This is a genomic window from Tsukamurella sp. DT100 (assembly GCF_049844855.1).
GTDB lineage: Bacteria > Actinomycetota > Actinomycetes > Mycobacteriales > Mycobacteriaceae > Tsukamurella.
This window is the reverse complement of record NZ_JBNCLV010000003.1, coordinates 419,611-438,545: the sequence shown is the minus strand read 5'-3', so window position 1 is coordinate 438,545 and position 18,935 is coordinate 419,611. Positions and strand designations below refer to the sequence as shown.

At 70.0% G+C, this 18,935-nt stretch carries 22 protein-coding genes and 4 tRNA genes; 11 read left to right on the top strand and 15 right to left on the bottom strand.

The window, feature by feature from the left end; genetic code table 11:
- Positions 1–160: 160 nt before the first annotated feature.
- On the top strand, positions 161–784 hold the full coding sequence (locus tag ACLQ3K_RS09310; RefSeq protein ID WP_224647360.1) for a TetR/AcrR family transcriptional regulator: 624 nt from the start codon (positions 161–163) through the stop codon (positions 782–784).
- Positions 785–797: 13 nt separating this feature from the next.
- Here ACLQ3K_RS09310 and ACLQ3K_RS09305 read toward each other — a convergent pair whose 3' ends face one another.
- The 8 genes from ACLQ3K_RS09305 to ACLQ3K_RS09270 all read right to left on the bottom strand — a co-directional run bounded on the left by ACLQ3K_RS09305 (position 798) and on the right by ACLQ3K_RS09270 (position 4,472).
- Complete coding sequence (locus ACLQ3K_RS09305) at positions 798–1,736, bottom strand: LppP/LprE family lipoprotein (protein WP_425998755.1); 939 nt, start codon at positions 1,734–1,736, stop codon at positions 798–800.
- 98 nt (positions 1,737–1,834) lie between these two features.
- Positions 1,835–2,023 carry a hypothetical protein gene (locus ACLQ3K_RS09300; protein WP_425998753.1) on the bottom strand — a complete coding sequence of 63 codons (189 nt, stop codon included), beginning with the start codon at positions 2,021–2,023 and terminating at the stop codon, positions 1,835–1,837.
- A 257-nt stretch (positions 2,024–2,280) separates the two neighbouring features.
- A complete protein-coding gene (locus ACLQ3K_RS09295) occupies positions 2,281–2,718 on the bottom strand; it encodes a hypothetical protein (protein ID WP_425998751.1) in 438 nt (145 codons plus the stop codon).
- Between the two features lie 80 nt (positions 2,719–2,798).
- Positions 2,799–3,080, bottom strand: a complete 282-nt coding sequence (locus tag ACLQ3K_RS09290; protein ID WP_386849577.1) for a hypothetical protein — start codon at positions 3,078–3,080, stop codon at positions 2,799–2,801.
- 82 nt (positions 3,081–3,162) lie between these two features.
- Positions 3,163–3,236, bottom strand: a tRNA-Phe gene (locus tag ACLQ3K_RS09285).
- Between the two features lie 42 nt (positions 3,237–3,278).
- Positions 3,279–3,355: transfer RNA gene (locus ACLQ3K_RS09280), tRNA-Asp, on the bottom strand.
- Positions 3,356–3,380: 25 nt separating this feature from the next.
- Positions 3,381–3,453 (bottom strand) — tRNA-Glu (locus ACLQ3K_RS09275).
- Between the two features lie 167 nt (positions 3,454–3,620).
- A complete protein-coding gene (locus ACLQ3K_RS09270) occupies positions 3,621–4,472 on the bottom strand; it encodes a sigma-70 family RNA polymerase sigma factor (protein WP_425998748.1) in 852 nt (283 codons plus the stop codon).
- A 78-nt stretch (positions 4,473–4,550) separates the two neighbouring features.
- Here ACLQ3K_RS09270 and ACLQ3K_RS09265 point away from each other — a divergent pair, with 78 nt between their 5' ends.
- A complete protein-coding gene (locus ACLQ3K_RS09265) occupies positions 4,551–4,934 on the top strand; it encodes a DoxX family protein (RefSeq protein ID WP_425998746.1) in 384 nt (127 codons plus the stop codon).
- A gap of 55 nt (positions 4,935–4,989) precedes the next feature.
- Here ACLQ3K_RS09265 and ACLQ3K_RS09260 read toward each other — a convergent pair whose 3' ends face one another.
- Together ACLQ3K_RS09260 and ACLQ3K_RS09255 are read right to left on the bottom strand one after the other, a co-directional pair.
- Positions 4,990–5,559, bottom strand: coding sequence for a YdeI/OmpD-associated family protein (locus ACLQ3K_RS09260; protein ID WP_425998744.1), 570 nt, complete (start codon positions 5,557–5,559; stop codon positions 4,990–4,992).
- A gap of 88 nt (positions 5,560–5,647) precedes the next feature.
- A tRNA-Lys gene (locus tag ACLQ3K_RS09255) sits at positions 5,648–5,720 on the bottom strand.
- A 3-nt stretch (positions 5,721–5,723) separates the two neighbouring features.
- On the opposite strand from ACLQ3K_RS09255, the gene ACLQ3K_RS09250 reads away from it, so the two are divergent.
- On the top strand, positions 5,724–6,488 hold the full coding sequence (locus ACLQ3K_RS09250; protein WP_425998742.1) for an HNH endonuclease: 765 nt from the start codon (positions 5,724–5,726) through the stop codon (positions 6,486–6,488).
- Here ACLQ3K_RS09250 and ACLQ3K_RS09245 read toward each other — a convergent pair.
- The gene (locus ACLQ3K_RS09245; protein ID WP_425998740.1) at positions 6,466–6,885 is read right to left on the bottom strand and encodes a VOC family protein; all 420 of its coding nucleotides are present in this window, start codon (positions 6,883–6,885) and stop codon (positions 6,466–6,468) included. The two genes, ACLQ3K_RS09250 and ACLQ3K_RS09245, sit on opposite strands and share 23 nt — an antisense overlap.
- A gap of 99 nt (positions 6,886–6,984) precedes the next feature.
- Between ACLQ3K_RS09245 and ACLQ3K_RS09240 the strand changes: the two genes are divergently transcribed.
- Positions 6,985–8,247 (top strand): glycosyltransferase, encoded by a 1,263-nt coding sequence (locus tag ACLQ3K_RS09240; RefSeq protein WP_425998738.1) that lies wholly within the window; start codon positions 6,985–6,987, stop codon positions 8,245–8,247.
- Here the strand turns inward: ACLQ3K_RS09240 and ACLQ3K_RS09235 are convergent.
- Genes ACLQ3K_RS09235 through ACLQ3K_RS09220 form a run of 4 tightly spaced genes read right to left on the bottom strand, consistent with a single transcriptional unit; the run spans position 8,161 to position 12,396 of the window.
- On the bottom strand, positions 8,161–9,231 hold the full coding sequence (locus tag ACLQ3K_RS09235; RefSeq protein WP_425998736.1) for an ABC transporter ATP-binding protein: 1,071 nt from the start codon (positions 9,229–9,231) through the stop codon (positions 8,161–8,163). The genes ACLQ3K_RS09240 and ACLQ3K_RS09235 overlap by 87 nt on opposite strands.
- 47 nt (positions 9,232–9,278) lie before the next feature.
- Positions 9,279–10,595, bottom strand: a complete 1,317-nt coding sequence (locus ACLQ3K_RS09230; protein WP_425998734.1) for an ABC transporter substrate-binding protein — start codon at positions 10,593–10,595, stop codon at positions 9,279–9,281.
- A gap of 38 nt (positions 10,596–10,633) precedes the next feature.
- The gene (locus ACLQ3K_RS09225) at positions 10,634–11,437 is read right to left on the bottom strand and encodes a carbohydrate ABC transporter permease (RefSeq protein ID WP_224647399.1); all 804 of its coding nucleotides are present in this window, start codon (positions 11,435–11,437) and stop codon (positions 10,634–10,636) included.
- Between the two features lie 26 nt (positions 11,438–11,463).
- Entirely contained in the window at positions 11,464–12,396 is a 933-nt protein-coding gene (locus ACLQ3K_RS09220) for a carbohydrate ABC transporter permease (RefSeq protein WP_425998732.1), read from the bottom strand.
- Positions 12,397–12,587: 191 nt separating this feature from the next.
- Between ACLQ3K_RS09220 and ACLQ3K_RS09215 the strand changes: the two genes are divergently transcribed.
- The 7 genes from ACLQ3K_RS09215 (at position 12,588) to dusB (ending at position 18,926) form a co-directional block, all read left to right on the top strand.
- On the top strand, positions 12,588–12,869 hold the full coding sequence (locus tag ACLQ3K_RS09215; RefSeq protein ID WP_224647387.1) for a hypothetical protein: 282 nt from the start codon (positions 12,588–12,590) through the stop codon (positions 12,867–12,869).
- Positions 12,866–13,828, top strand: coding sequence for an ABC transporter ATP-binding protein (locus tag ACLQ3K_RS09210; RefSeq protein ID WP_425998729.1), 963 nt, complete (start codon positions 12,866–12,868; stop codon positions 13,826–13,828). Before ACLQ3K_RS09215 ends, ACLQ3K_RS09210 begins: the two co-directional genes overlap by 4 nt.
- Entirely contained in the window at positions 13,825–14,655 is an 831-nt protein-coding gene (locus tag ACLQ3K_RS09205; protein WP_425998727.1) for an ABC transporter permease, read from the top strand. Before ACLQ3K_RS09210 ends, ACLQ3K_RS09205 begins: the two co-directional genes overlap by 4 nt.
- A 4-nt stretch (positions 14,656–14,659) precedes the next feature.
- Positions 14,660–15,814: a sensor histidine kinase gene (locus tag ACLQ3K_RS09200; RefSeq protein WP_224647393.1), complete on the top strand. Its 1,155-nt coding sequence runs from the start codon at positions 14,660–14,662 to the stop codon at positions 15,812–15,814.
- Positions 15,811–16,449: a response regulator gene (locus ACLQ3K_RS09195; protein ID WP_425998725.1), complete on the top strand. Its 639-nt coding sequence runs from the start codon at positions 15,811–15,813 to the stop codon at positions 16,447–16,449. The genes ACLQ3K_RS09200 and ACLQ3K_RS09195 overlap by 4 nt, the downstream gene beginning before the upstream one ends.
- A gap of 156 nt (positions 16,450–16,605) precedes the next feature.
- Complete coding sequence (locus ACLQ3K_RS09190; protein ID WP_425998723.1) at positions 16,606–17,592, top strand: acyl-ACP desaturase; 987 nt, start codon at positions 16,606–16,608, stop codon at positions 17,590–17,592.
- A 131-nt stretch (positions 17,593–17,723) separates the two neighbouring features.
- Positions 17,724–18,926, top strand: coding sequence for a tRNA dihydrouridine synthase DusB (gene dusB, locus ACLQ3K_RS09185; RefSeq protein WP_425998721.1), 1,203 nt, complete (start codon positions 17,724–17,726; stop codon positions 18,924–18,926).
- Positions 18,927–18,935 lie beyond the last annotated feature (9 nt).

The following is an 18,935-nucleotide window of genomic DNA, read 5'->3' as shown; positions in this document are numbered from 1 at the left end:
GCCACGAGCTGCCACGTTACCCTCCCGGGGGTTAGTGTGAAACATATGTGTGTCACTGTGATGACGGACACTAGCACGCGGCCGGGCGCGGAAACGCCAAATCGAAACGAATCTGTTTCAGATGGACGTCGGACACACGCCTCGGCGGTATCGTCATCCCGTGGCACGGACCAAGCAGTACGGCGGTGAGGAGCTCGAGCTCCGGCGCGCCCAGCGCCGACAGCGCCTCATGGAGGCGGGACTCGAGGTGTTCGCCCGTGACGGGTACTCGGCGGCGAGCGTGCCCGCCGTGTGCGCCGAGGCGGGCCTGTCCTCCCGGCAGTTCTACGAGCTGTTCGCCAACCGCGAGGCGCTACTGACGGCGATCTACACGGAGGTCCATGCGAACGCCATGGCCTCCCTCACGGCTGCGGTCGACGGATTCCCGAGCGACATGACAGAGCTCGAACCCTGGATCCGGGTCGGCCTCGGGGCCTACTTCGATCACTTCCGCGCCGATCCCCGGCGGGTGCGACTGTGCTTCATCGAGGTCGTCGGCGTCTCGCCCGAACTGGAGGAGCAGCGGCGCAGAACACGGGAGAGCTGGAGCGGAATCCTCGATGCGGCGAGCCGGTCCATCGCCGCGCAGGGTCTCATCGAGGCCCGCGACCGGACCTTCGACTGGACCGTCTTCCAGGGCGCCGTGAACGCCGCCACCGTGGAGTACGCGACCCGCCCGGAGATCGAGCTCGCCACCGTGACCGCGGCGCTGATGCGATTGATCACCTCCGGAGTCCTCAGCTGATCGACGCCCAGGCCTAACAGCCGAGCCGGGCGGCGATGGCCGCCGGAACGCCCTTCTCCGTGCACGAGAAGCCGCTGCCGAACGCGACGCCGCTCCACCCGCCGCCGGTGTAGCGGAACAGCAGCTTCGCGCTCTGCGGATAGGCGTCCCGCGCCGGAATGCGCGCGGTCGCCCAGTCGTCGACGCAGGCGACCGAGTCGACGGTGAAGGGCTTGACGATCTGTGCGCCCCAGTTCATCTCGGCGTTGGCGCCCAGGGTCTCGGGCGTCGCCTCCGAGCAGTGCGAGACCGGCGCGGGCGTCGCGGTCGGCGCGGTGGAAGTGGGCGCGGGCGCGCCACCGTCGAAGACCTGGGGCGGTACGTCCTTGTCGGGCGTCACGGTGCGCCCCGAGAGCGTGTACGTGACGATCACGGGGCCGCCGGAGACGCCGGCGGTACTGTCGCCCGGGTTGAGCCAGCGGTACGAGACCGCGACCGAGTCGTCGGTGCTGCCGAAGACGCCGGTGAACGTGGTGTACCGGCTGGTCGCCGTGCCGAGGTAGCCCTGGCGGTCGAAGAACAGGATCCACACGGGCGAGCTCCCCGTACCGCCGGTCAGGTCGGCGCGCGCCCACATCAGGGCGGGGCAGGAGCCCTCCCTCGCGTCGGTGCCACGCGTGGCGGTGAATCCGCTGCCGCGGAACGACGGGAGCTTCGCCACCGCATCCCGCACCGTCGAGGAGGAGAGGTCCAGACACTTCCCGCTCCCCTGCGTCACGGGGCCTGAGTCGCCGCCCGCGCCGGGCGGCGTCGTGGCACCCGCACGGGCCTCTCCGGTTCCGGCCTGCGCGCTCGTCGCCGGCGCCGCGAAGGTCGACGGTGCGTCCCCCGCCGTGGTGGATCCGTCGCCGCACCCGCCGGTGAGAGCGAGTGCGGCGACGAGCGCGATGGCGGCCTTCGATGTCCTGATCATGCATTCCCCCGAACGACGGTCGGCGCAGCCCCCAACGGTGCGCCGTCGTTCTCTCGTTCGGTGATCACCAGGCAATCGTTACCACCGTGTAGTGCAGCTCAGTCGACGACCTTCGTCGCGGCGTGCTCCGAGATCCGCGAGATGCGGTCGACCGGGACGCGGATCGCCCTGCCGTCGTCGAGGCGTACCGAGGCCTCCTCGTCGTACGGCACGGAGAGGAGGGTGCCGAAGGCGGCGGGTTCCTCGAGGTATCGAACCCGGTCGCCCGGATACAGTCGCACAGTCACCACTGCTCGTTCCTTCGTCGTGCGGCCCGCGCGGTTCGCGGGCCGGGCCCCACGGAGACGTTTCGCGGAGAGAACGACATGATTGCCGCCTGCACGCATGCCGCGCAACCGTACATGTACGGAACAGAACCCTTGTTTCACTTCACCGCATTGGCGCGATGGCTGCACTTCGGTGCCGTGACCTGCGCGAACATCCCGGTGAGCTGTGACCCAACGGCGACAACCCGCGTTCCCGACGAGGCGAGGGCGGCGAACGCCTACGCCGCGGTCACTCCGCTGAGTTGATTCATCGCGGCGAGGAACAGCCCGACCTGGACGGCACCGCCGACGAGCGGCAGCCAGAACGCGGGCCGTCGCAGCACCACGAGGATCACGGCGACGACGAGGGCCACCGCGTACACGACGACCCCGCCGAGGTCGTTCAGCACGTACGCGGTGCCGAGCCTGTCGTAGTCGCAGTCGTTCGCGCCGCAGGAGTCCGTCGCCATCACCCAGAAGATGCTGAAGTAGAGGAGCCCGAGGACCCCGACCGCGTACCCGACGAACAGGGCGATCGTCGCCACCAGGTCGACGATGCGCCACGCCGGCCAGTGGGTCGGCACCTGCTGCGCGACGGGCATCGCCGCCGGGTACGGGTACTGCGGCACTTGGTGACCGGCGGCCGCGGGGGTGCCTCCGCGCGAGGATTCGTTCACTTGTCGATCATGGCGCGTCGGCCCGTTGCCCGGAATCCGTAACAGTGCGCGGCCTTCTAGGGGGAAGTACTCATGCGCCGTCAGTCGAACGAGTGGACCGCGCTGTAGACCACGCTCGGGTGCACGTCGAAGTCCTCGGCGATCCGCTCTGTGCTCTCCCCCGCCGCGGCCCGCCGCTTCGCCTCCGCCTTCCGCACCGGATCCAGGGGCGTGCGGTCCTTCGGCGGTCCCGGATCCGACGGCGCCGAACGCCGGATGAGCTGCCCAGCGAGCGAGATCCGGTCGAAGATGTAGAAGCCGTAGCTCCCCACGTCGGCGCCGGCGCTCGCGTCCACCCTGTCGTGCGGGCGGCGTCGGCACATCAGGTGAATCCCCCGGATCGGCCGCGGGCGCACACCGTCTCCGGACACAAGAAAACCCCCTGCGAACAGGGGGTTTTGCTTGTGGCCAGAGCCGGGATCGAACCGGCGACCTACCGCTTTTCAGGCGGTCGCTCGTACCAACTGAGCTACCTGGCCGTGCCGGTAAAACCGTCACCGCCGAGTTCTTCCGAACTCGGATGGCGACCCTGACGGGACTCGAACCCGCGACCTCCGCCGTGACAGGGCGGCGCGCTAACCAACTGCGCCACAGGGCCATATGCAATTTTCCGTCTTGCGACGTACCCCCTACGGGATTCGAACCCGCGCTACCGCCTTGAAAGGGCGGCGTCCTAGGCCACTAAACGAAGGGGGCTCGCTTCGGGCGACTTGAAGCCGCTCTCCGCACCGCTTCCGTGTTCCGTTGGGAGCTGGGATAGCTTATGGCACATTCCACCCAGTTCCCAAATCGGCTGGTCAGGGGCCAGAAATCGACGACCTCGGGCCGCGGCGGTGAACAGCGGCTGAACAGCCCCGAAGCGATCACCGGGCGGGCAGATCCATCCGCGCCAGCCGCGCCGGGTCGATGATGGAGACCACGTCGACGATCCGGCCGCCGACCACGGTGCACGCCATGAGCCCGACCGGCTTCCCGCTCGGCCCCCAGACCAGGATCCCGGGCGACCCGTTCACGCTGACCCGGCGTGCCTCGATCCGGCTCGGGTCACCCCGTCGAACCGCCTCGAGCACCGCGTTCGCGCCCACGGTGACCACCTCGCCGCGGGGCGTTCGGCGGGTCCACGTGAGGTCGGGATCCAGCACCCGCAACAGGGCATCGAAGTCGCCGCCGCGCGCGGCGGCGAGGAAGGCGTCCACGACCGCGCGCTGCTCGCGACGCTCGGCCATCGGCGGCGGGCCACCCTGCACCCGGCGCCGCGCCCTGCTCGCCGCCATCTTCGCGGCGTCGGGCGAGCGGCCGACGATGGCGCCGATCTCGGCGAACGGCACCGCGAACAGGTCGTGGAGGACGAAGGCCAGGCGCTCGTCCGGTTTGAGTGAGTCGAGCACCACCATCAGCGCGAGCCCGACGGCGTCCGCTGCGACGGCGACGTCTTCCGGTCCGTCGTCGTCGGTGACGATCGGGGCGGCGTCGTCGAACTCCGTCTCGGGGTGCGCCGTGCGGGAGCGCAGGACGTCGATGCAGATCCGTCCGACCACGCGGGTGAGCCAGCCGCCGGGGTTCTCGATCGGCGGACCGTCGTACCGGTCGAGGCGCAGCCACGCCTCCTGGACCGCGTCCTCGGCGTCCGCGCGGGACCCGAGGGCGCGCGTGGCGACCGCGATCAGTCGCGCCCTGTGCTGCTCGAACTGCTCCGTGCGGGTCGTGCGGTCCATCGTCGTTACCTTTCCATGCGGTCATCCGTCAGACCTGTGACGAGCCCGCACGGGCGAAGGTAACGAGAGGACACCGCCATGAACACCGCACTGTGGATCATCACCGCCGTCCTGGCCCTCGGCTTCACCGCCGGCGGCCTGGCCCTGCTCGCGCTCCCCCGCGATCGCTACCGGGCTCTCGGCGCGAATCAGCACTGGGTGGACGACTTCGGCGACGGCCACCTGAAGGCGATCGGAACGATCAAGGTAATGGGCGGGCTCGGGTTGATCCTGCCGGCCGTCACCGGGGTGGCGACGATGCTCTCACCACTCGCCGCGTGCGGGCTCGCCCTGTTCATGTCGGGCGCCGCGACGACGCGGTTCCGTCGCGACGAGTGGGGGTACATGGCCGGCGACGTCGTGTTCATCGCCGCCCTCGCGTTCGTCGCGTGGGGCAGGTTCGCGCTCGAGCCGTACGCGTGAGCCAGGCCGCTCACGATGTCGAGTTCTGTGACCGTGGGCGTGCACCTGCACGCGTCTACGCGTCCTGGGCTCGATTTCCTGAGGCCGTGAGCTCGGCAACAGCCCGCGCGACGAGCTCGGCGCGCCGCTGCGGGGTGCGAGCCTTGAGGAGCGGCAGGATCACGGCGTAGCGGTCGGAGCGGCTCATCGCCTCGAACGCCGTCGCGGCGGTGGGGTTCTCGGCCAGCGCCGCCCTGAGATCGGGCGGCGTCTCTGCGGTGCGCTGGGACTCGTACGCGGCGTCCCAGCGCCCGTCCGCCTGCGCGGCGTCGCGCTGCGCGTAGCCCGCGGGCCGCACCCGGCCCGCGGCGGCCAGCGCCTCGAACTTCTCCACGTTGATCCGCGACCACGAACTGGTGCGGCGCCTCGGCGAATAGCGCTGCAGGAACGATTCGGCGTCGTTCGACTTCCGCTGCCCGTCGATCCACCCGAAGCAGAGCGCCCCGTCGAGCGCGTCCTCGATCGTCAGACCCGGGACGGCGGAGTTCCGTCTCGCGATCCGCAGCCACACCTCCCCCGCATCCGCATGGTGGTTCTCGAGCCAGCGCTCCCACTCATCGACGGTGACGAACTCGAGCGGATCCACGCGAACCTCCCTCAGCCCACCGATGTGCGGCAACAACAGCCCGAAGAAACCTGTCAGTGGTGACCGCGAGAATGAGGATAAGTGCGAGTGCCCCCCGTGGGACTCGAACCCACAACCAGCCGATTAAAAGTCGGATGCTCTGCCAATTGAGCTAGGGGGGCGCGATGCGAGAGTACCAGTGCCCCCGGGAACGCCGAGAGTACGAGGGCGCCGTGGATAGCACTCAGGTTTGTGTCGACTGTAAGCGCGAGCTCCCCCTGTCCGACTTCTATCGGCGCAAGGGTCGCGCCAGGCCGTATCGATTCTGTCGACAATGCCAATCGGCGCGCAGCCGGGCGTACCGCCAAGTCAAACCTGATGTAGGCGCTGCGGAACGCGCACGTCGAGCACGGGCGAGGGACCCCGAGCGATTCGCTGAGAAAGATCGCGTGCGAGCGCAGTCCGACCGGTTCAAGGAGAAGCGTCGCCGTCGGGCTGCCGCGCAGTCCGCGTACTACAAGGACTGGTACGCGAACAATCGAGAACGTGTGCTCGCGTTGCACCGGGCGTACCGCGACGATCCGTCCATGCGTGCGACCCTCGATGCCCGCAAACGCGCGTGGTACGCAGCCCATCCTGAGAACCGGCGGCGCGAACGCCACCGGCGGGCGGCGCGCCTGAAGAACGCTACAGCGCTGCCGTTCACAAGTGACCTACTCAGTGCGCGCATGTCCTTGTGGTCGGGATGCTGGGTCTGCGGCAAGCCCTTCACCACGAATCGGGTCCGCACCGTCGATCACGTGAAGCCACTGTCGAAGGGCGGGCCGGACATGCTCGCGAACCTCCGACCCGCCTGCAAGTCCTGCAACTCCCGAAAGGGAGACCGATGGCCGTTCCCCCACGGGGCTGCGGGACTTCGTCGACAGGTCAGCTCGGCGCCGCGGCGTTGACCATCCAGTGCACGCCGAAGCCGTCGATGCACATGCCGAAGGTGTCACCCCACGGTGCCTGCACGAACGGGACGGTGACGGAGCCGCTGGCGGACAGCTTCTCCCACCACCCGGTGAGCTTCGCGAGATCGTCGCCCGACAGGGAGACGGACACGTCGTCACCGACGTTCCGCGGCATCCCGGTCGGCGTATCGGCGCACATGAGGGTGAAGCCGTCCGCCGTGGTGAGCTGGCCGTGCATCACCTTGGTGGCGTCGGAGGGATCGGTGAGCATCTCGGGCGGCATGCCCTCGAAGGTGGAGATCTCAAGCTCGCCACCGAAGACGTCCCGGTAGAACTCGAGTGCCTCGCGGGCGTTGTCGGAGAAGCTGATGTAGGGGTTCAGGCGTACCGTCATGCCCTGATTCTGCTCCTGTGGACCGACAAGTTCACACAGTTCGTCCAGCGGATTCCGCCCGTTCACCCCCGCGACCGCCCCCACGGGCAGCCTGGCGGGATGCAGCCGATGCACATCGTTCAGCTGGCGAATTTCTACGGGCCCCGCTCCGGCGGCCTGCGCACGGCCGTGGACCAGTGGGGCGCGGGCTACGCCGCCCGCGGGCACGCCGTCACGCTGGTGGTCGCGGGCCCCGCGCACGACGACGAGGTGCTGGATTCGGGCGTCCGCCGCATCACCGTCCCGGGCCGCAAGTTCTTCAAGGTGGAGGGCTACCGGGCGGCGAGCCCGGTCCTCATCCGCCGGCTCCTCCCCCGCCTCGGCGCCGACAGCCTCGAGGTCTCCGACCGTCTCACGCTGCGCGGCATGGGCCCGTGGGCGAAGGCGCACGGCATCGGCTCGATCATGATCAGCCACGAGCGACTGGACCGGATGATCGAGCTCGGGGCCCCGTCGAGCGTCGCGACCTGGGCCGCCGACGTCGCGAACCTCGGCACTGCGCGCAGCTACGACACCGTCGTGTGCACGACCGCCTTCGCCGGCGAGGAGTTCGCCCGGGTGCAGGCGCCGAACGTCGAGACGGTGCCGCTGGGCGTCGACCTCGCGACGTTCCGCCCGGACCGCGCCACCCCATCGGCGCGCGCCCGCTGGGCCACCGGCGCCGGGAGCGGAGCGAGCGGGCCGCACGACACCGCTGCGGACGTCCTCCTCGTGCAGTCCTGCCGGCTGTCGATGGAGAAGCACCCGGCGCGCGGGATCGAGGTCGTGCGGGCCCTCGTGGCCGACGGTGTCCGTGCCCGCCTGGTGATCGCGGGTGACGGCGCCATGGCCGACGAGCTGCGGCGGCAGGCCCGCGGGCTGCCGGTCACCTTCACCGGGCACCTCGCGGACCGCGACGCCCTCGCCGACCTGCTCGCGGCGGCGGACGTCGCGATCTGCCCGGGCCCGCACGAGACCTTCGGGCTCAGCGCGATGGAGGCGCTGGCGTCCGGCACGCCGATCGTGGTGTCGCGCAACAGCGCCCTTGCCGACGTGACCCGCGACGGGTGCGGCCTTCCGGCCGCCGACACGGGAGCCGCGTTCGCCGCGGTGGTGCGGGCGGTGCTGGAGCGCGACGAGTACCGCACGGCGGCACGGGTCTGTGCCGAGCAGTACACCTGGGACCGCGCTGTGGACGCGATGCTGGACCTGCACCGGGTGACGGCGCAGCGGCGGATGTTCCTGCGCGGCGGGCGGTCAGCGCAGCCGGTCGCCCGTTTCCGCGTGGAAGAACAGCGCCTGCTCCGCCGCCGGAACGAGGCCGGTCTCCTCGCCGGCTCGTAGCGTCGACGCGCGGTCGGCGCGCGCCACGACCGGCTTGTCCTGGCCCTCCACGGTGACGTAGACGAGCGCCTCGGCGCCCAACTCCTCGACCAGGGCGACGGTGCCCTTGGCCGCGCCCGGCGTGCCCGCCGCGACCACGTCGAAGGCCTCGGGCCGCAGGCCGACGGTCACCGTCGTACCGGATTCGACGGTGCGCGGCACCGGCACGGTCGCGCCGCCGAGGTCGGCGCCGGCGTCGGTGCGGGGCACGGTGAGCAGGTTCATGCCGGGCGAGCCGAGGAAGCCCGCGACGAAGGTGTTGACCGGGTCGTCGTACAGCTCGCGCGGCGGCGCGGCCTGCTGCAGTAGGCCGTCCTTGAGCACCGCGACGCGGTCGCCCATGGTCATGGCCTCGACCTGGTCGTGCGTCACGTAGAGCGTGGTGACGCCGAGTCGCCGCTGCAGCGCGGAGATCTGCGAGCGGGTCGAGACCCGCAGCCGCGCATCGAGGTTCGACAGCGGCTCGTCCATCGCGAAGACCTTGGGGTGACGCACGATGGCGCGCCCCATGGCGACGCGCTGCCGCTGCCCGCCCGAGAGCCGCGCGGGCTTGCGGTCGAGCAGGGGCTCCAGCTCCAGCATCGCCGCCGCCTCGGCGACCTGCTTCGCCGTGTCCTCCTTGGAGACACCGGCGTTGCGCAGCGCGAAGCCCATGTTCTGCGCCACCGTCATGTTCGGGTAGAGCGCGTAGTTCTGGAAGACCATGGCCACGTCGCGCTTCTTCGGCGAGACCGCCGTGACGTCCACGTCGTCGATGAGGATCCGCCCGTCCGTCACGGCCTCGAGCCCGGCCAGCGCCCGCAGGCTGGTGGACTTGCCGCAGCCCGACGGGCCGACCAGCACGACGAACTCGCCGTCGGCGATGTCCAGGTCGAGCGAGCTGACCGAGGGCCGCTCGGCGCCCGGGTACTGGACGGTCGCACCGTCGAAACGCACCGTTGCCATGGTCTTCCTGTCACTCCTAGTTCGTACGGAACCGTTTGCTGCCGGGACTACTTCGGCAGCTTGGGCTTGATCTGCGAGTCGATCTTCCCCTGGATGGTCTTCTGCAGCGCCCCGAGCACGGCCGCGGCGTCGCCGCCGGTCGCGATCTGCTGCAGCGCGCGGCCGATGTCCTCGCCGCCGCCCGGCACGAAGACGCGGGCGTTGTCCTGGCTGCGGGTCAGCGGGAGCTGCTTGACGGCGGTGCCGAAGTTCGGGTTCTTCTCGATGAAGGCCTTCATCGAGGGCTCGTCGACGGCGGCCTTGCGCACCGGCATGTAGCCGGTGGCCTGCGAGAACTTCGAGGTGTTCGCCGTGTTGGTGAGGAACTCGATGAACTTCACGGCCGCGGCCTTGCGCTCGGCCGAGATGCCCTCGGCCACCGCGACACCCGCGCCGCCGGTGGGGCACGACTTGCCGGCGGGGCCGGGCAGGAAGGCGGTGCCCAGCTCGAACTTGGCGGTGGTGCTGATCGTCTTGAGCGAGCCGGTGGACTGCAGGGTGACGGCGGCCAGGCCGGCGCCGAAGTCGTTCTCCGGGGTGGTGGCCAGGCGGCCCCACTTGCCGATGACGTCCTTGAGCTGGTTGGCCGCGGCGATCGACTCCGGAGTGGTGAACTTCAGGTCCCAGCCGTCGGAGTAGGCGCCGCCCTTGGACCAGTTCCAGCCCTCGAAGACCCAGTCGATGTAGTTCTCGCCGTCGGCGATGACGATGGCCTTCTTGTCGCCGCCGATGGCCTCCTGGATGCGGGGCGCCCACTGCGCGAACTCGTCCCAGTCCTTGGGGCCGCGGTCCTCGAGGCCGGCCTTCTTCCAGACGTCCTTGTTGTAGTAGAACAACGGCGTCGAGCGGGCGAAGGGCACGGCGTAGTGCTTGCCCTCGAACTTCGTGTCGGCGAGAAGGGAGTCGACGTAGTCCTCGGGCTTGAGGCCGGCCGCGCCGAAGAGGTCGTCGAGGGGCGCGATCTGCTTGTTCAGCGCGAAGTTGAACCAGGTGACGTCGGAGACGACGATGATGTCGGCCTTGTCGCCGCCCGAGAGCGAGGTCTGGAACTTCTGGGCCACCTGCTCGTAGTTCTTGCCGCCGTCCAGCAGCTCCACCTTGATGCCGGGGTTGGCCTTCTGGAACTCCTCGATCAGCGCCTGCTCGGTGGCCTTCGAGCTGCCGGGGTGGTTGCTGAGGAAGCGCAGCGTGATGTCGCCGCCGCTGCCGCCGCTGCCCGAGTTCGACGAGCCGCCGCCCGATCCCGAGCCGGCGCACGCCGCCGCCACCGCCGCGGTCGCCGCGAGGCCGGTGACGAGGAATCCGCGCCGTGTGAAGTCGCCCATGAGTTTCTCCCTTGGTGTTTCTTCTGTGGTGGTCCCGGTCAGCCCTTGACGGCGCCGGAGGTCAGGCCCTTGATCATCTGCCGCTGCAGGATCAGGAAGACGATGAGCATCGGCAGGGCGGTGAGCAGGGTGGCCGCCATGACGGGCCCCCAGTTCACCCCCTGCTCGGTGTTCTGGAGCAGGGTGAGGCCGACGGGCAGCGGCGCGACGGCGGCGTTGTCCGACATGAGGAACGGCCAGAGGTACTCGTTCCACTCGTTCACCAGCGTGATGACCGCGAAGGCCACCATCGTGGGGATCGAGATCGGCAGGATCACCCGGAACAGCAGCCGCAGGTGACCGGCCCCGTCCATGCGCGCCGCCTCCACGATCTCCTTCGGCAGCGAGAGGAAGTGGTTGCGCATGAGGAAGGTGCCGAAGGCGACGCCCGCGAGCGGCAGGATGATGCCGACGAAGGTGTTGCGGTAGTCGGCCATGAGCGCGTAGTTCGAGATCACCGTGATCTGGTTGGGCACCATGAGCGCCGCGATCACGACGAGGAACAGCAGCTTCTTGAACGGGAAGCGCAGGAAGACCAGCGCGTAGGCGGTGCTCACGCCGAGGACGAACTTGATGGTCCCGGTGACGAGGGTGATGATCGCCGAGTTCCGCAGGTACTGCCAGTACGGGATCTCCTGCGTCACGTAGCTGTAGTTCTCGGGGTACCAGGTCGGCGGCCACCACGTCGCGGGCGAGACGAAGATGTCCGGCCGGTCCTTGAACGAGGTGATCACGATGAAGTACACGGGCACGGCCACGAGCAGCAGCGTCGCCGCCATGCCGAGGTAGCCGAGCGCCTTCATTCCGGTGGTGCCCGTAGGCGATCCGCTCACTTGTCGTCCCCCCGATCCATCATCCGCACCTGCACCACGGTCACGATGAGCAGCACGAGGAACATGATCGTCGCGATGGTCGCGCCGTAGCCGGCGCGTTGGTTCCGGAAGGTCTGCCAGTAGATGTCGAAGACCATCGTCGTGGTGCCGCCCTGCGGGCCGCCCGCGGGGAACATGATGTTGATGATGTCGAAGACCTGAAGGCTGTTGAGCAGCACGGTGATCGACAGGAAGTAGGTCGCGGGCCGCAGCTGCGGCAGCGTGACGCGCACGAACTTGCGCCACGGCGGCGTGCCGTCGATCGCGGCGGCCTCGTCGAGGTCCTTGTTGAGGCCCTGCAGCGCGGCGAGGTAGATGACGAAGGTGTAGCCCAGGTTCTTCCAGATGTAGGTGAAGGTCACCAGGAACAGCGCCCAGCCCGGATTCTGGTAGAAGTCCGGGCTCTCGATGCCGAACCACGCCAGGATCGAGGCGACCGCCCCGAACTGCGGGTTGAAGACGAAGTAGAAGGCTGCGCCGATCGCCGCGCCCGAGATCACGAAGGGCGCGAAGACCGCGGAGCGGACCAGGTTGCGGCCCTTGAGGTTCTGATCGAGCAGCATCGCCAGCGCCAGGCCCAGCACCATGGAGAAGATGACCGCGCTCACCGTGAAGATCAGCGTGATCGTGACGACCTGCCAGCTCTCCGCCTTGGAGAAGAACTCGCGATAGTTGTCGAGACCGATCCACCGCGCCGGGTCCACGCTGGCGAGCGACCAGTCCTGGAAGCTCAGGCGCACGTTGTCGATCAGCGGGCGATAGGTGAAGACGGCCAGCAGCACCAGGTTCGGCACGACGAACAACAGGAACAGCAGGTTGTCCTTGAGTACCAGGTTGGCGGCCAGCCCCGTCTTGGGTGATGGCTCCACCCGTTCGGTCGTGGCGGTCACTGCCGTAGCGTGCTGCACTTCCCCGTCCGGCGGAGGAAGAACGGGAAAAGATTCGGTAACGAATTCATGATCGCACGGGGGCGGTGCGGCCGCCCGGCATGACAGATGTCATCGGGAATCGGTGACAACCTGCGGGAAACCGCTGACAGCGCGCACTACTGGGCGGCCCGGATCGCGGACAAGCTGAATGCATGAACGCCAACGATCTCCACACCGCCCACCGTCCCGACCATCCGCCGGCGGCACCGTCGTCCGGCGGGCTGCACGACTTCTTCGTCGACGTGTGCCGCCTCGGCCCCGCCCCGACCCGGGCCCGCGAGGGCGCCGTGATCGTCGCGACGGTCGTGCTCATCGCGCTCGTCGTGGTCGTGCTGCAGCCGCCCGTCGTGCTGGCCTCGATCGTCGCCGGCGTCGCCGCGCTGCACCTCGCGGTGCGGTGGGTGCTCGGCATGCGGAAGTGGGACCGTCGATGAGCGCCCCCGCGTCCGCCCCCGGCCCCGTCATCGAGGCGACCGGTCTGCGCCGCACGTACGGCACCGGCGCCGACGCCTTCGAGGCCGTCCGCGGCATCGACCTGCGCGTCGAGGCTGGCGAGGTCTTCGCGCTCCTCGGCACCAACGGCGCCGGCAAGACCTCGACCCTCGACCTGCTGGAGGGCCTCGCCCGGCCCAGCGCCGGCGAGCTCGCCGTCTTCGGCCTCGACCCGCACGCCGAGCGGCGCCGGGTCCGCCCGCTGACCGGCATCATGCTGCAGTCCGGCGGCCTGCCCGCCGAGCTGACCGTGCGCGAGACCCTCGAGATGTGGCGCGGCACCTGCAGCAACCCCACCACCGCCGACGCCGTGCTCGACCGCGTGAACCTGCGCGAGCGCGCCGACGTCCGGGTGGGCGCCCTCTCGGGCGGCGAGAAGCGGCGCGTCGACCTGGCGTGCGCGCTCATCGGGCAGCCGCGGCTGCTGTTCCTCGACGAGCCGACCACCGGCCTCGACCCCGAGAGCCGCCGCGCCACCTGGAAGCTGCTCAGCGAGCTCAAGCGCGACGGCGTCACGATGGTGCTCACCACGCACTACCTCGACGAGGCCGAGGCGCTCGCCGACCGCATCGCGATCATGCACCGTGGCGCGATCGCCCGGCTCGGGACGCTCCGCGAGATCGTCGGCGGCCACCCCGCCGAGATCTCGTTCGACGACCCCGGCGTGCCCCTGCCGTCGCTCGCCGACGGCTGGTCCGCCGCGGCCGACGGTGCCGGCCGCGTCACCCTGCGCACCTTCCGGTTGCAGGACGACCTGCACGCCCTCCTCGGGTGGGCCGCCGGCCGCGACCTCGCGCTGTCCGGGCTGCAGGCCCGGCACCCCTCCCTCGAGTCCGTCTTCCTCACCATCGCGAGCGGCGACGAGACCGTCGCCGACGAGCCGATCGGAGCCCCCGCATGACCGCCACCACCGCCGCGACCCCGTCCGCGCCCGCCGTCGGATACGGCCGGCACCCGCTGCGCGCCCTCGCGCACGCCGAGTTCCTCCAGTTCCGGCGCAACAAGACGCTGCTCTTCATGGGCACCGTCTTCCCCATCGGGACGCCGCTGCTCCTGTTCTTCCTCGCCCGCGGCGACGCGGCGCCGAAGCCGCTCGGCGTGGCGATCACGATGGAGATGTTCGCGGTCTTCGCGCTGCTGTTCGTGCAGTACTACTCGGTGCTGTCGATGGTCACGACCCGTCGCTCCGAGGGCGTGCTCAAGCGCCTGCGCACCGGCGAGTCCTCGGACCTGCAGATCCTCGCCGCCCCCGCGGTACCGGGCATCGCCCTCACCGTGCTCGGCGCGGTCATCGTGTCCGGCGCGGTGTACGGCGCGGGCGGGCCGATGCCGGTGAACGCCCTGCTCATGGTGTTCGCGCTCGCCGCGGGCCTGGTGATCTTCACGCTGCTCGCACTCGCCACCAGCGCCATGACCAAGAACGCCGAGGCCGCGCAGATCACGTCGATGCCCGTCATGGTGATCTCGATGGTGGGCATGGCCAACATCCGGCAGATCCTCCCCGACCGGCTCGCCCTGATCGCCGACTGGACCCCCTTCGCCGCGATCTCCGACCTCATCCGGCTGGGGCAGGCGGGCCTCGCGCCCGGCGCGCCCGACGACGCCGCGACGCTCGGCTTCGCCGCCACCTTCGGCGAGACCGGCCGCCCGCTTGCGACACTGGCGGTATGGACCGTGATCGCAGTCATCCTCGCGAAGAAGTGGTTCCGCTGGGACGACCGCGGGTGATCGAGTGATCCCCGCCCCGCTGCGCCGCGTCGTGGCGTGGTGGCGGGACATGCCGGGTGTGGAGAAGTACCGCCTCTACACCCGGCTCGTCCTGCAGAGCGTGATGGTCGGCGTGGTCACCATGCTCCTGGTCAGCGGCACCCGCGCCTGGCCGGCGATCGGCATCGTCATCGCCGGCCTCGCCTCGATCGCGGGGATCGAGGCACAGCCCGACCTCGCGATCCGCGCGACCGACCGCCAGCGACGCCTCGCCTGGCGGTTCGCGGTCGTAGGGGTCGCCGGCGTCTGGCTGGCCACCATCGTCGCCGCCCGATTCCCCGGCGTGGACAAGAACGAGGCCGCGGTCACCGCATCGATGACCTTCTTCATGGCGTCCGCGGGCGTGATCCCGTTCGTGCGGCACCGCTGGTTCGTCCTCGTCGCCGGCGCCGTCCTCACCCCGCTGCTCACCCGCGGGCCCGAAGCCTGGCAGGTCAGCTTCCTGCTGCTGGTGGTGGGGGCCGCACTGATGTGGACCTCGCGCAGCACCGTCTGGGGCATGCAGATCCTCACCGAGCTGGAGAACGGCAAGCGGCTCGCGGCCGAACTCGAGGTCGCCGAGGAACGCCTGCGCTTCTCCCGGGACCTGCACGATGTGGTCGGCCGCGCCTTCTCCGCCATCTCCGTCAAGAGCGAGCTCGCCGCCACGCTCGCCCGAGCGGGCGCCGTCGAACGCGCCGCCGGCGAGATGGACGAGGTCAAGGCCCTCGCGGTCTCCTCGATGGAGGACGCCCGCACCCTGGTCCGCGGCTACCGCGCCATCGACCTCGCCACCGAGGTCGCCGGAGCCCGCTCCCTGCTCTCCGCCGCGGGCTGCGAGCTCCGCGTCATCGGCGAGCCCGACGAGATCCCGCCCGCACTCCACGAGGCCGCCGCCTGGGTCGTCCGCGAGGGCACCACCAACATCGTCAAGCACTCCACGGCCACGCAGGCCGTGCTCACGCTGCGCCCGTCGGGCCTGGTCCTGCGCAACGACGGTGCCGGCCCCGCGACCGGGGGCGACGGCGCACCGTCGGGCATCGACGGGCTGCGCGGGCGGCTCCGGGCGGTGGGCGCGGCACTGGACGCCGCGCACGACGGCGACGAGTTCACCCTGACCGCGACCTGGGAGGCGGCATGACCGAGACACCCGAGATCGAGGTGGTCATCGCGGACGACGAGCACCTGATCCGCACGGCCGTGGCCGCGCTGCTCGACCTGGAACCGGACATCTCGGTGGCCGCGGAGGCGGCGTCGGGCACCGAGCTGATCGCGCTGTGGGAGCGCCGTGTCGCCGAGGGGCTCCCGCCCGCGGTCGCGGTGATCGACCTGCAGATGCCGGGCCCGGACGGCATCGACACCGCGGCCGAGCTGCTGCGCCGCACGCCCGGTGCCGCGACGCTCATCGTCACCAGCCATGGCCGGCCCGGCTACCTCAAGCGCGCCCTCGCGACGGGGGTCCGCGGGTTCCTGCCGAAGACGGTGCCGGCGGCCACGTTGGCGCAGGTCATCCGCACCGTCCACGGCGGCGGGCGGTACGTCGACCCCGAGCTGGCGGCGGAGGCGATCAGCGCGGGCGATTCGCCGCTGACCCCGCGCGAGGCCGACGTGCTGGAGTTCGCCGTCGACGGCGCGTCGGTCGAGGAGATCGCGAAGCGGGCGCACCTGAGCGCGGGCACCACCCGCAACTACCTCTCGTCCGCGATGGCGAAGCTGGGAACCGCGAACCGGTACGAGGCGGCGGTGCGGGCCCGCGAGCTCGGCTGGATCCTGTGACCCTCGTCTCGGTGTAACGTACCCACGTCCCATGGCGATGCACCTGGTGCGTCCCTTACCCGAAAGGGTCACTTTCCGCTGGGGACGTTGAGTACAACGACCGAAGTGCGTAGACTTTCGGGATAATCTGGAACTGATCCAAACGTCGAAAGAGGAATGATGTCGACCCGCCAACTGACCCAGCTGGAGCTCCTGCAGGAGCTCTCCGGTGTCGCCGAGGACAACGTCAACCGCCATCTCTCGATGACGAAGGACTGGAGCCCCCACGACTACATCCCGTGGTCGGACGGCAAGAACTTCGCCGCCCTCGGCGGATCGGACTACGACCCCGAGGAAAGCCGCCTCGACGAGGTCGCCAAGGCCGCCATGATCACCAACCTCCTCACCGAGGACAACCTCCCCACCTACCACCGGGAGATCGCCGCCAACTTCTCCATGGACGACGCCTGGGGCCACTGGGTCGGCCGCTGGACCTCCGAAGAGAACCGCCACGGCATCGCCATGCGCGACTACCTCGTCGTCACCCGCGGCGTCGACCCGGTCAAGCTCGAGCAAGCCCGCATGATCCACATGACCAACGGCTGGGACCCCCAGGGCAAGGTCGCGCAGCACACCGAGCAGAAGATGACGATGCTGCACTCGGTGGCGTACGTGACCTTCCAGGAGCTCGCCACCCGCGTCAGCCACCGCAACACCGGCAAAGTCTGCCAGGACCCCATCGCCGACAAGATGCTCCAGCGCATCGCCGCCGACGAGAACCTGCACATGATCTTCTACCGCAACATCTCCGCCGCCGGCCTCGACCTCGTCCCCGACCAGGCCATCCGCTCCATCACCGACACCATCAAGCACTTCGAGATGCCCGGCGCCGGCATGCCCGACTTCCGCCGCAACGGCGTCCTCATGGCCAAGCACGGCATCTACGACCTCCGCCAGCACAAGGACGAGGTCGTCATGCCCGTCCTGCGCAAGTGGAAGATCTTCGAGCGCGAAGATTTCACCGCCGAAGGCGAGCGCACCCGCGAGGAACTCGCCGCCTTCCTCGACGAGCTCGAAGCCGCCGCCGTCAAGTTCGAGGAGATGCGCGACCGCTCGCTGGCCCGTGAGGCCGCGAAGCGCGAGAAGGCCGGACTGGCCGTCTAATACCGACGCACACCGGAACCCGTCGCGCCTCGCCGAGGCCCGGCGGGTTTCTTCTCGTTCGAGGCCGCCGCGGTTTGCCGGAACCGGCCGCCGCCAGCGATCATGGAATGAACGACCACGGGAGAGCACTGATGACCACAGCCACCACGACGCAGCCCAAGCTGCGCATCGGGCGGTTCGAGCTCGACTCCCCCGTCGTGCTCGCACCGATGGCCGGCGTCACCAACGTCGCCTTCCGCAGCCTGTGCCGGGAGCTGGAGCGCGCGCGCACCGGCACCGTCGCGGGGCTGTACGTGTGCGAGATGGTCACGGCCCGCGCCCTCGCGGAGCGGCATCCGGTGACGATGCACATGACCACGTTCGCCCCCGACGAGGACCCGCGCAGCCTGCAGCTGTACACCGTCGACGCGAAGTGGACCTACGAGGCCGCCCGGATGATCGCCGAGGAGGGCCTGGCCGATCACCTCGACATGAACTTCGGCTGCCCCGTCCCCAAGGTCACCCGCCGCGGCGGCGGCTCCGCGTTGCCCTACAAGCGGAACCTGTTCGCGAGCATCGTCGACTCCGCGGTGCGCGGTATCGCCGACGGCTCCCCCGCGGGCTCCCCCGAGATCCCGGTGACGGTGAAGTTCCGCATCGGCATCGACGACGAGCACCACACCCACCTCGATGCCGGCCGGATCGCCGCCGAGCAGGGCGCGGTCGCCGTCGCGCTGCACGCCCGCACCGCCGCGCAGCGCTACTCGGGCCAGGCCGACTGGGACGAGATCACGCGGCTCAAGGAGCACGTGCACCACCACTTCGGCGACACCATCCCGGTGCTGGGCAACGGCGACATCTTCGCGGCGGAGGACGCCGTGACCATGATGGAGCGCACCGGCTGCGACGGCGTCGTCGTGGGCCGCGGCTGCCTGGGCCGGCCGTGGCTGTTCTCCGAGCTCTCCGCCGCGATCAACGGCACCCCGATGCCGGTCCCGCCGCACCTGGGCGAGGTCACCGACATCATGTACCGGCACGGCGAGCTGCTGGCCGCGCACCACGGCGAGGACAAGGGCATGCGGGAGATCCGCAAGCACGTCGCCTGGTACCTGCGCGGCTTCCCCGCCGGCGGCGAACTGCGCACGCGGCTCGCCACGGTCAAGACCCTCGCCGACCTGCGCGCACTGCTGGACACGCTGCCCCAGGACGTGCCCTTCCCCAAGGACGCCGAGGGTCCCCGCGGTCGGCAGGGCACGCCCGGCAAGGTGGTCCTCCCCGAGGGCTGGCTGGACGATCCGTGGGAGTCGGACGCCGCGGCGATGCCGGGCGCCGAGGTGGAGACGAGCGGCGGTTAACCGTCGTTC

What these genes read in the sequence shown, in the direction of transcription:
- ACLQ3K_RS09305 (WP_425998755.1), bottom strand. Translation starts at nt 1,736, where the DNA reads ATGATCAGGACATCGAAGGCCGCCATCGCGCTCGTCGCCGCACTCGCT.
- ACLQ3K_RS09290 (WP_386849577.1), bottom strand. Translation starts at nt 3,080, where the DNA reads ATGTGCCGACGCCGCCCGCACGACAGGGTGGACGCGAGCGCCGGCGCC.
- ACLQ3K_RS09270 (WP_425998748.1), bottom strand. Translation starts at nt 4,472, where the DNA reads ATGGACCGCACGACCCGCACGGAGCAGTTCGAGCAGCACAGGGCGCGA.
- ACLQ3K_RS09265 (WP_425998746.1), top strand. Translation starts at nt 4,551, where the DNA reads ATGAACACCGCACTGTGGATCATCACCGCCGTCCTGGCCCTCGGCTTC.
- ACLQ3K_RS09250 (WP_425998742.1), top strand. Translation starts at nt 5,724, where the DNA reads ATGCGAGAGTACCAGTGCCCCCGGGAACGCCGAGAGTACGAGGGCGCC.
- ACLQ3K_RS09245 (WP_425998740.1), bottom strand. Translation starts at nt 6,885, where the DNA reads ATGACGGTACGCCTGAACCCCTACATCAGCTTCTCCGACAACGCCCGC.
- ACLQ3K_RS09240 (WP_425998738.1), top strand. Translation starts at nt 6,985, where the DNA reads ATGCAGCCGATGCACATCGTTCAGCTGGCGAATTTCTACGGGCCCCGC.
- ACLQ3K_RS09235 (WP_425998736.1), bottom strand. Translation starts at nt 9,231, where the DNA reads ATGGCAACGGTGCGTTTCGACGGTGCGACCGTCCAGTACCCGGGCGCC.
- ACLQ3K_RS09230 (WP_425998734.1), bottom strand. Translation starts at nt 10,595, where the DNA reads ATGGGCGACTTCACACGGCGCGGATTCCTCGTCACCGGCCTCGCGGCG.
- ACLQ3K_RS09225 (WP_224647399.1), bottom strand. Translation starts at nt 11,437, where the DNA reads ATGAAGGCGCTCGGCTACCTCGGCATGGCGGCGACGCTGCTGCTCGTG.
- ACLQ3K_RS09215 (WP_224647387.1), top strand. Translation starts at nt 12,588, where the DNA reads ATGAACGCCAACGATCTCCACACCGCCCACCGTCCCGACCATCCGCCG.
- ACLQ3K_RS09210 (WP_425998729.1), top strand. Translation starts at nt 12,866, where the DNA reads ATGAGCGCCCCCGCGTCCGCCCCCGGCCCCGTCATCGAGGCGACCGGT.
- ACLQ3K_RS09205 (WP_425998727.1), top strand. Translation starts at nt 13,825, where the DNA reads ATGACCGCCACCACCGCCGCGACCCCGTCCGCGCCCGCCGTCGGATAC.
- ACLQ3K_RS09195 (WP_425998725.1), top strand. Translation starts at nt 15,811, where the DNA reads ATGACCGAGACACCCGAGATCGAGGTGGTCATCGCGGACGACGAGCAC.
- ACLQ3K_RS09190 (WP_425998723.1), top strand. Translation starts at nt 16,606, where the DNA reads ATGATGTCGACCCGCCAACTGACCCAGCTGGAGCTCCTGCAGGAGCTC.
- dusB (WP_425998721.1), top strand. Translation starts at nt 17,724, where the DNA reads ATGACCACAGCCACCACGACGCAGCCCAAGCTGCGCATCGGGCGGTTC.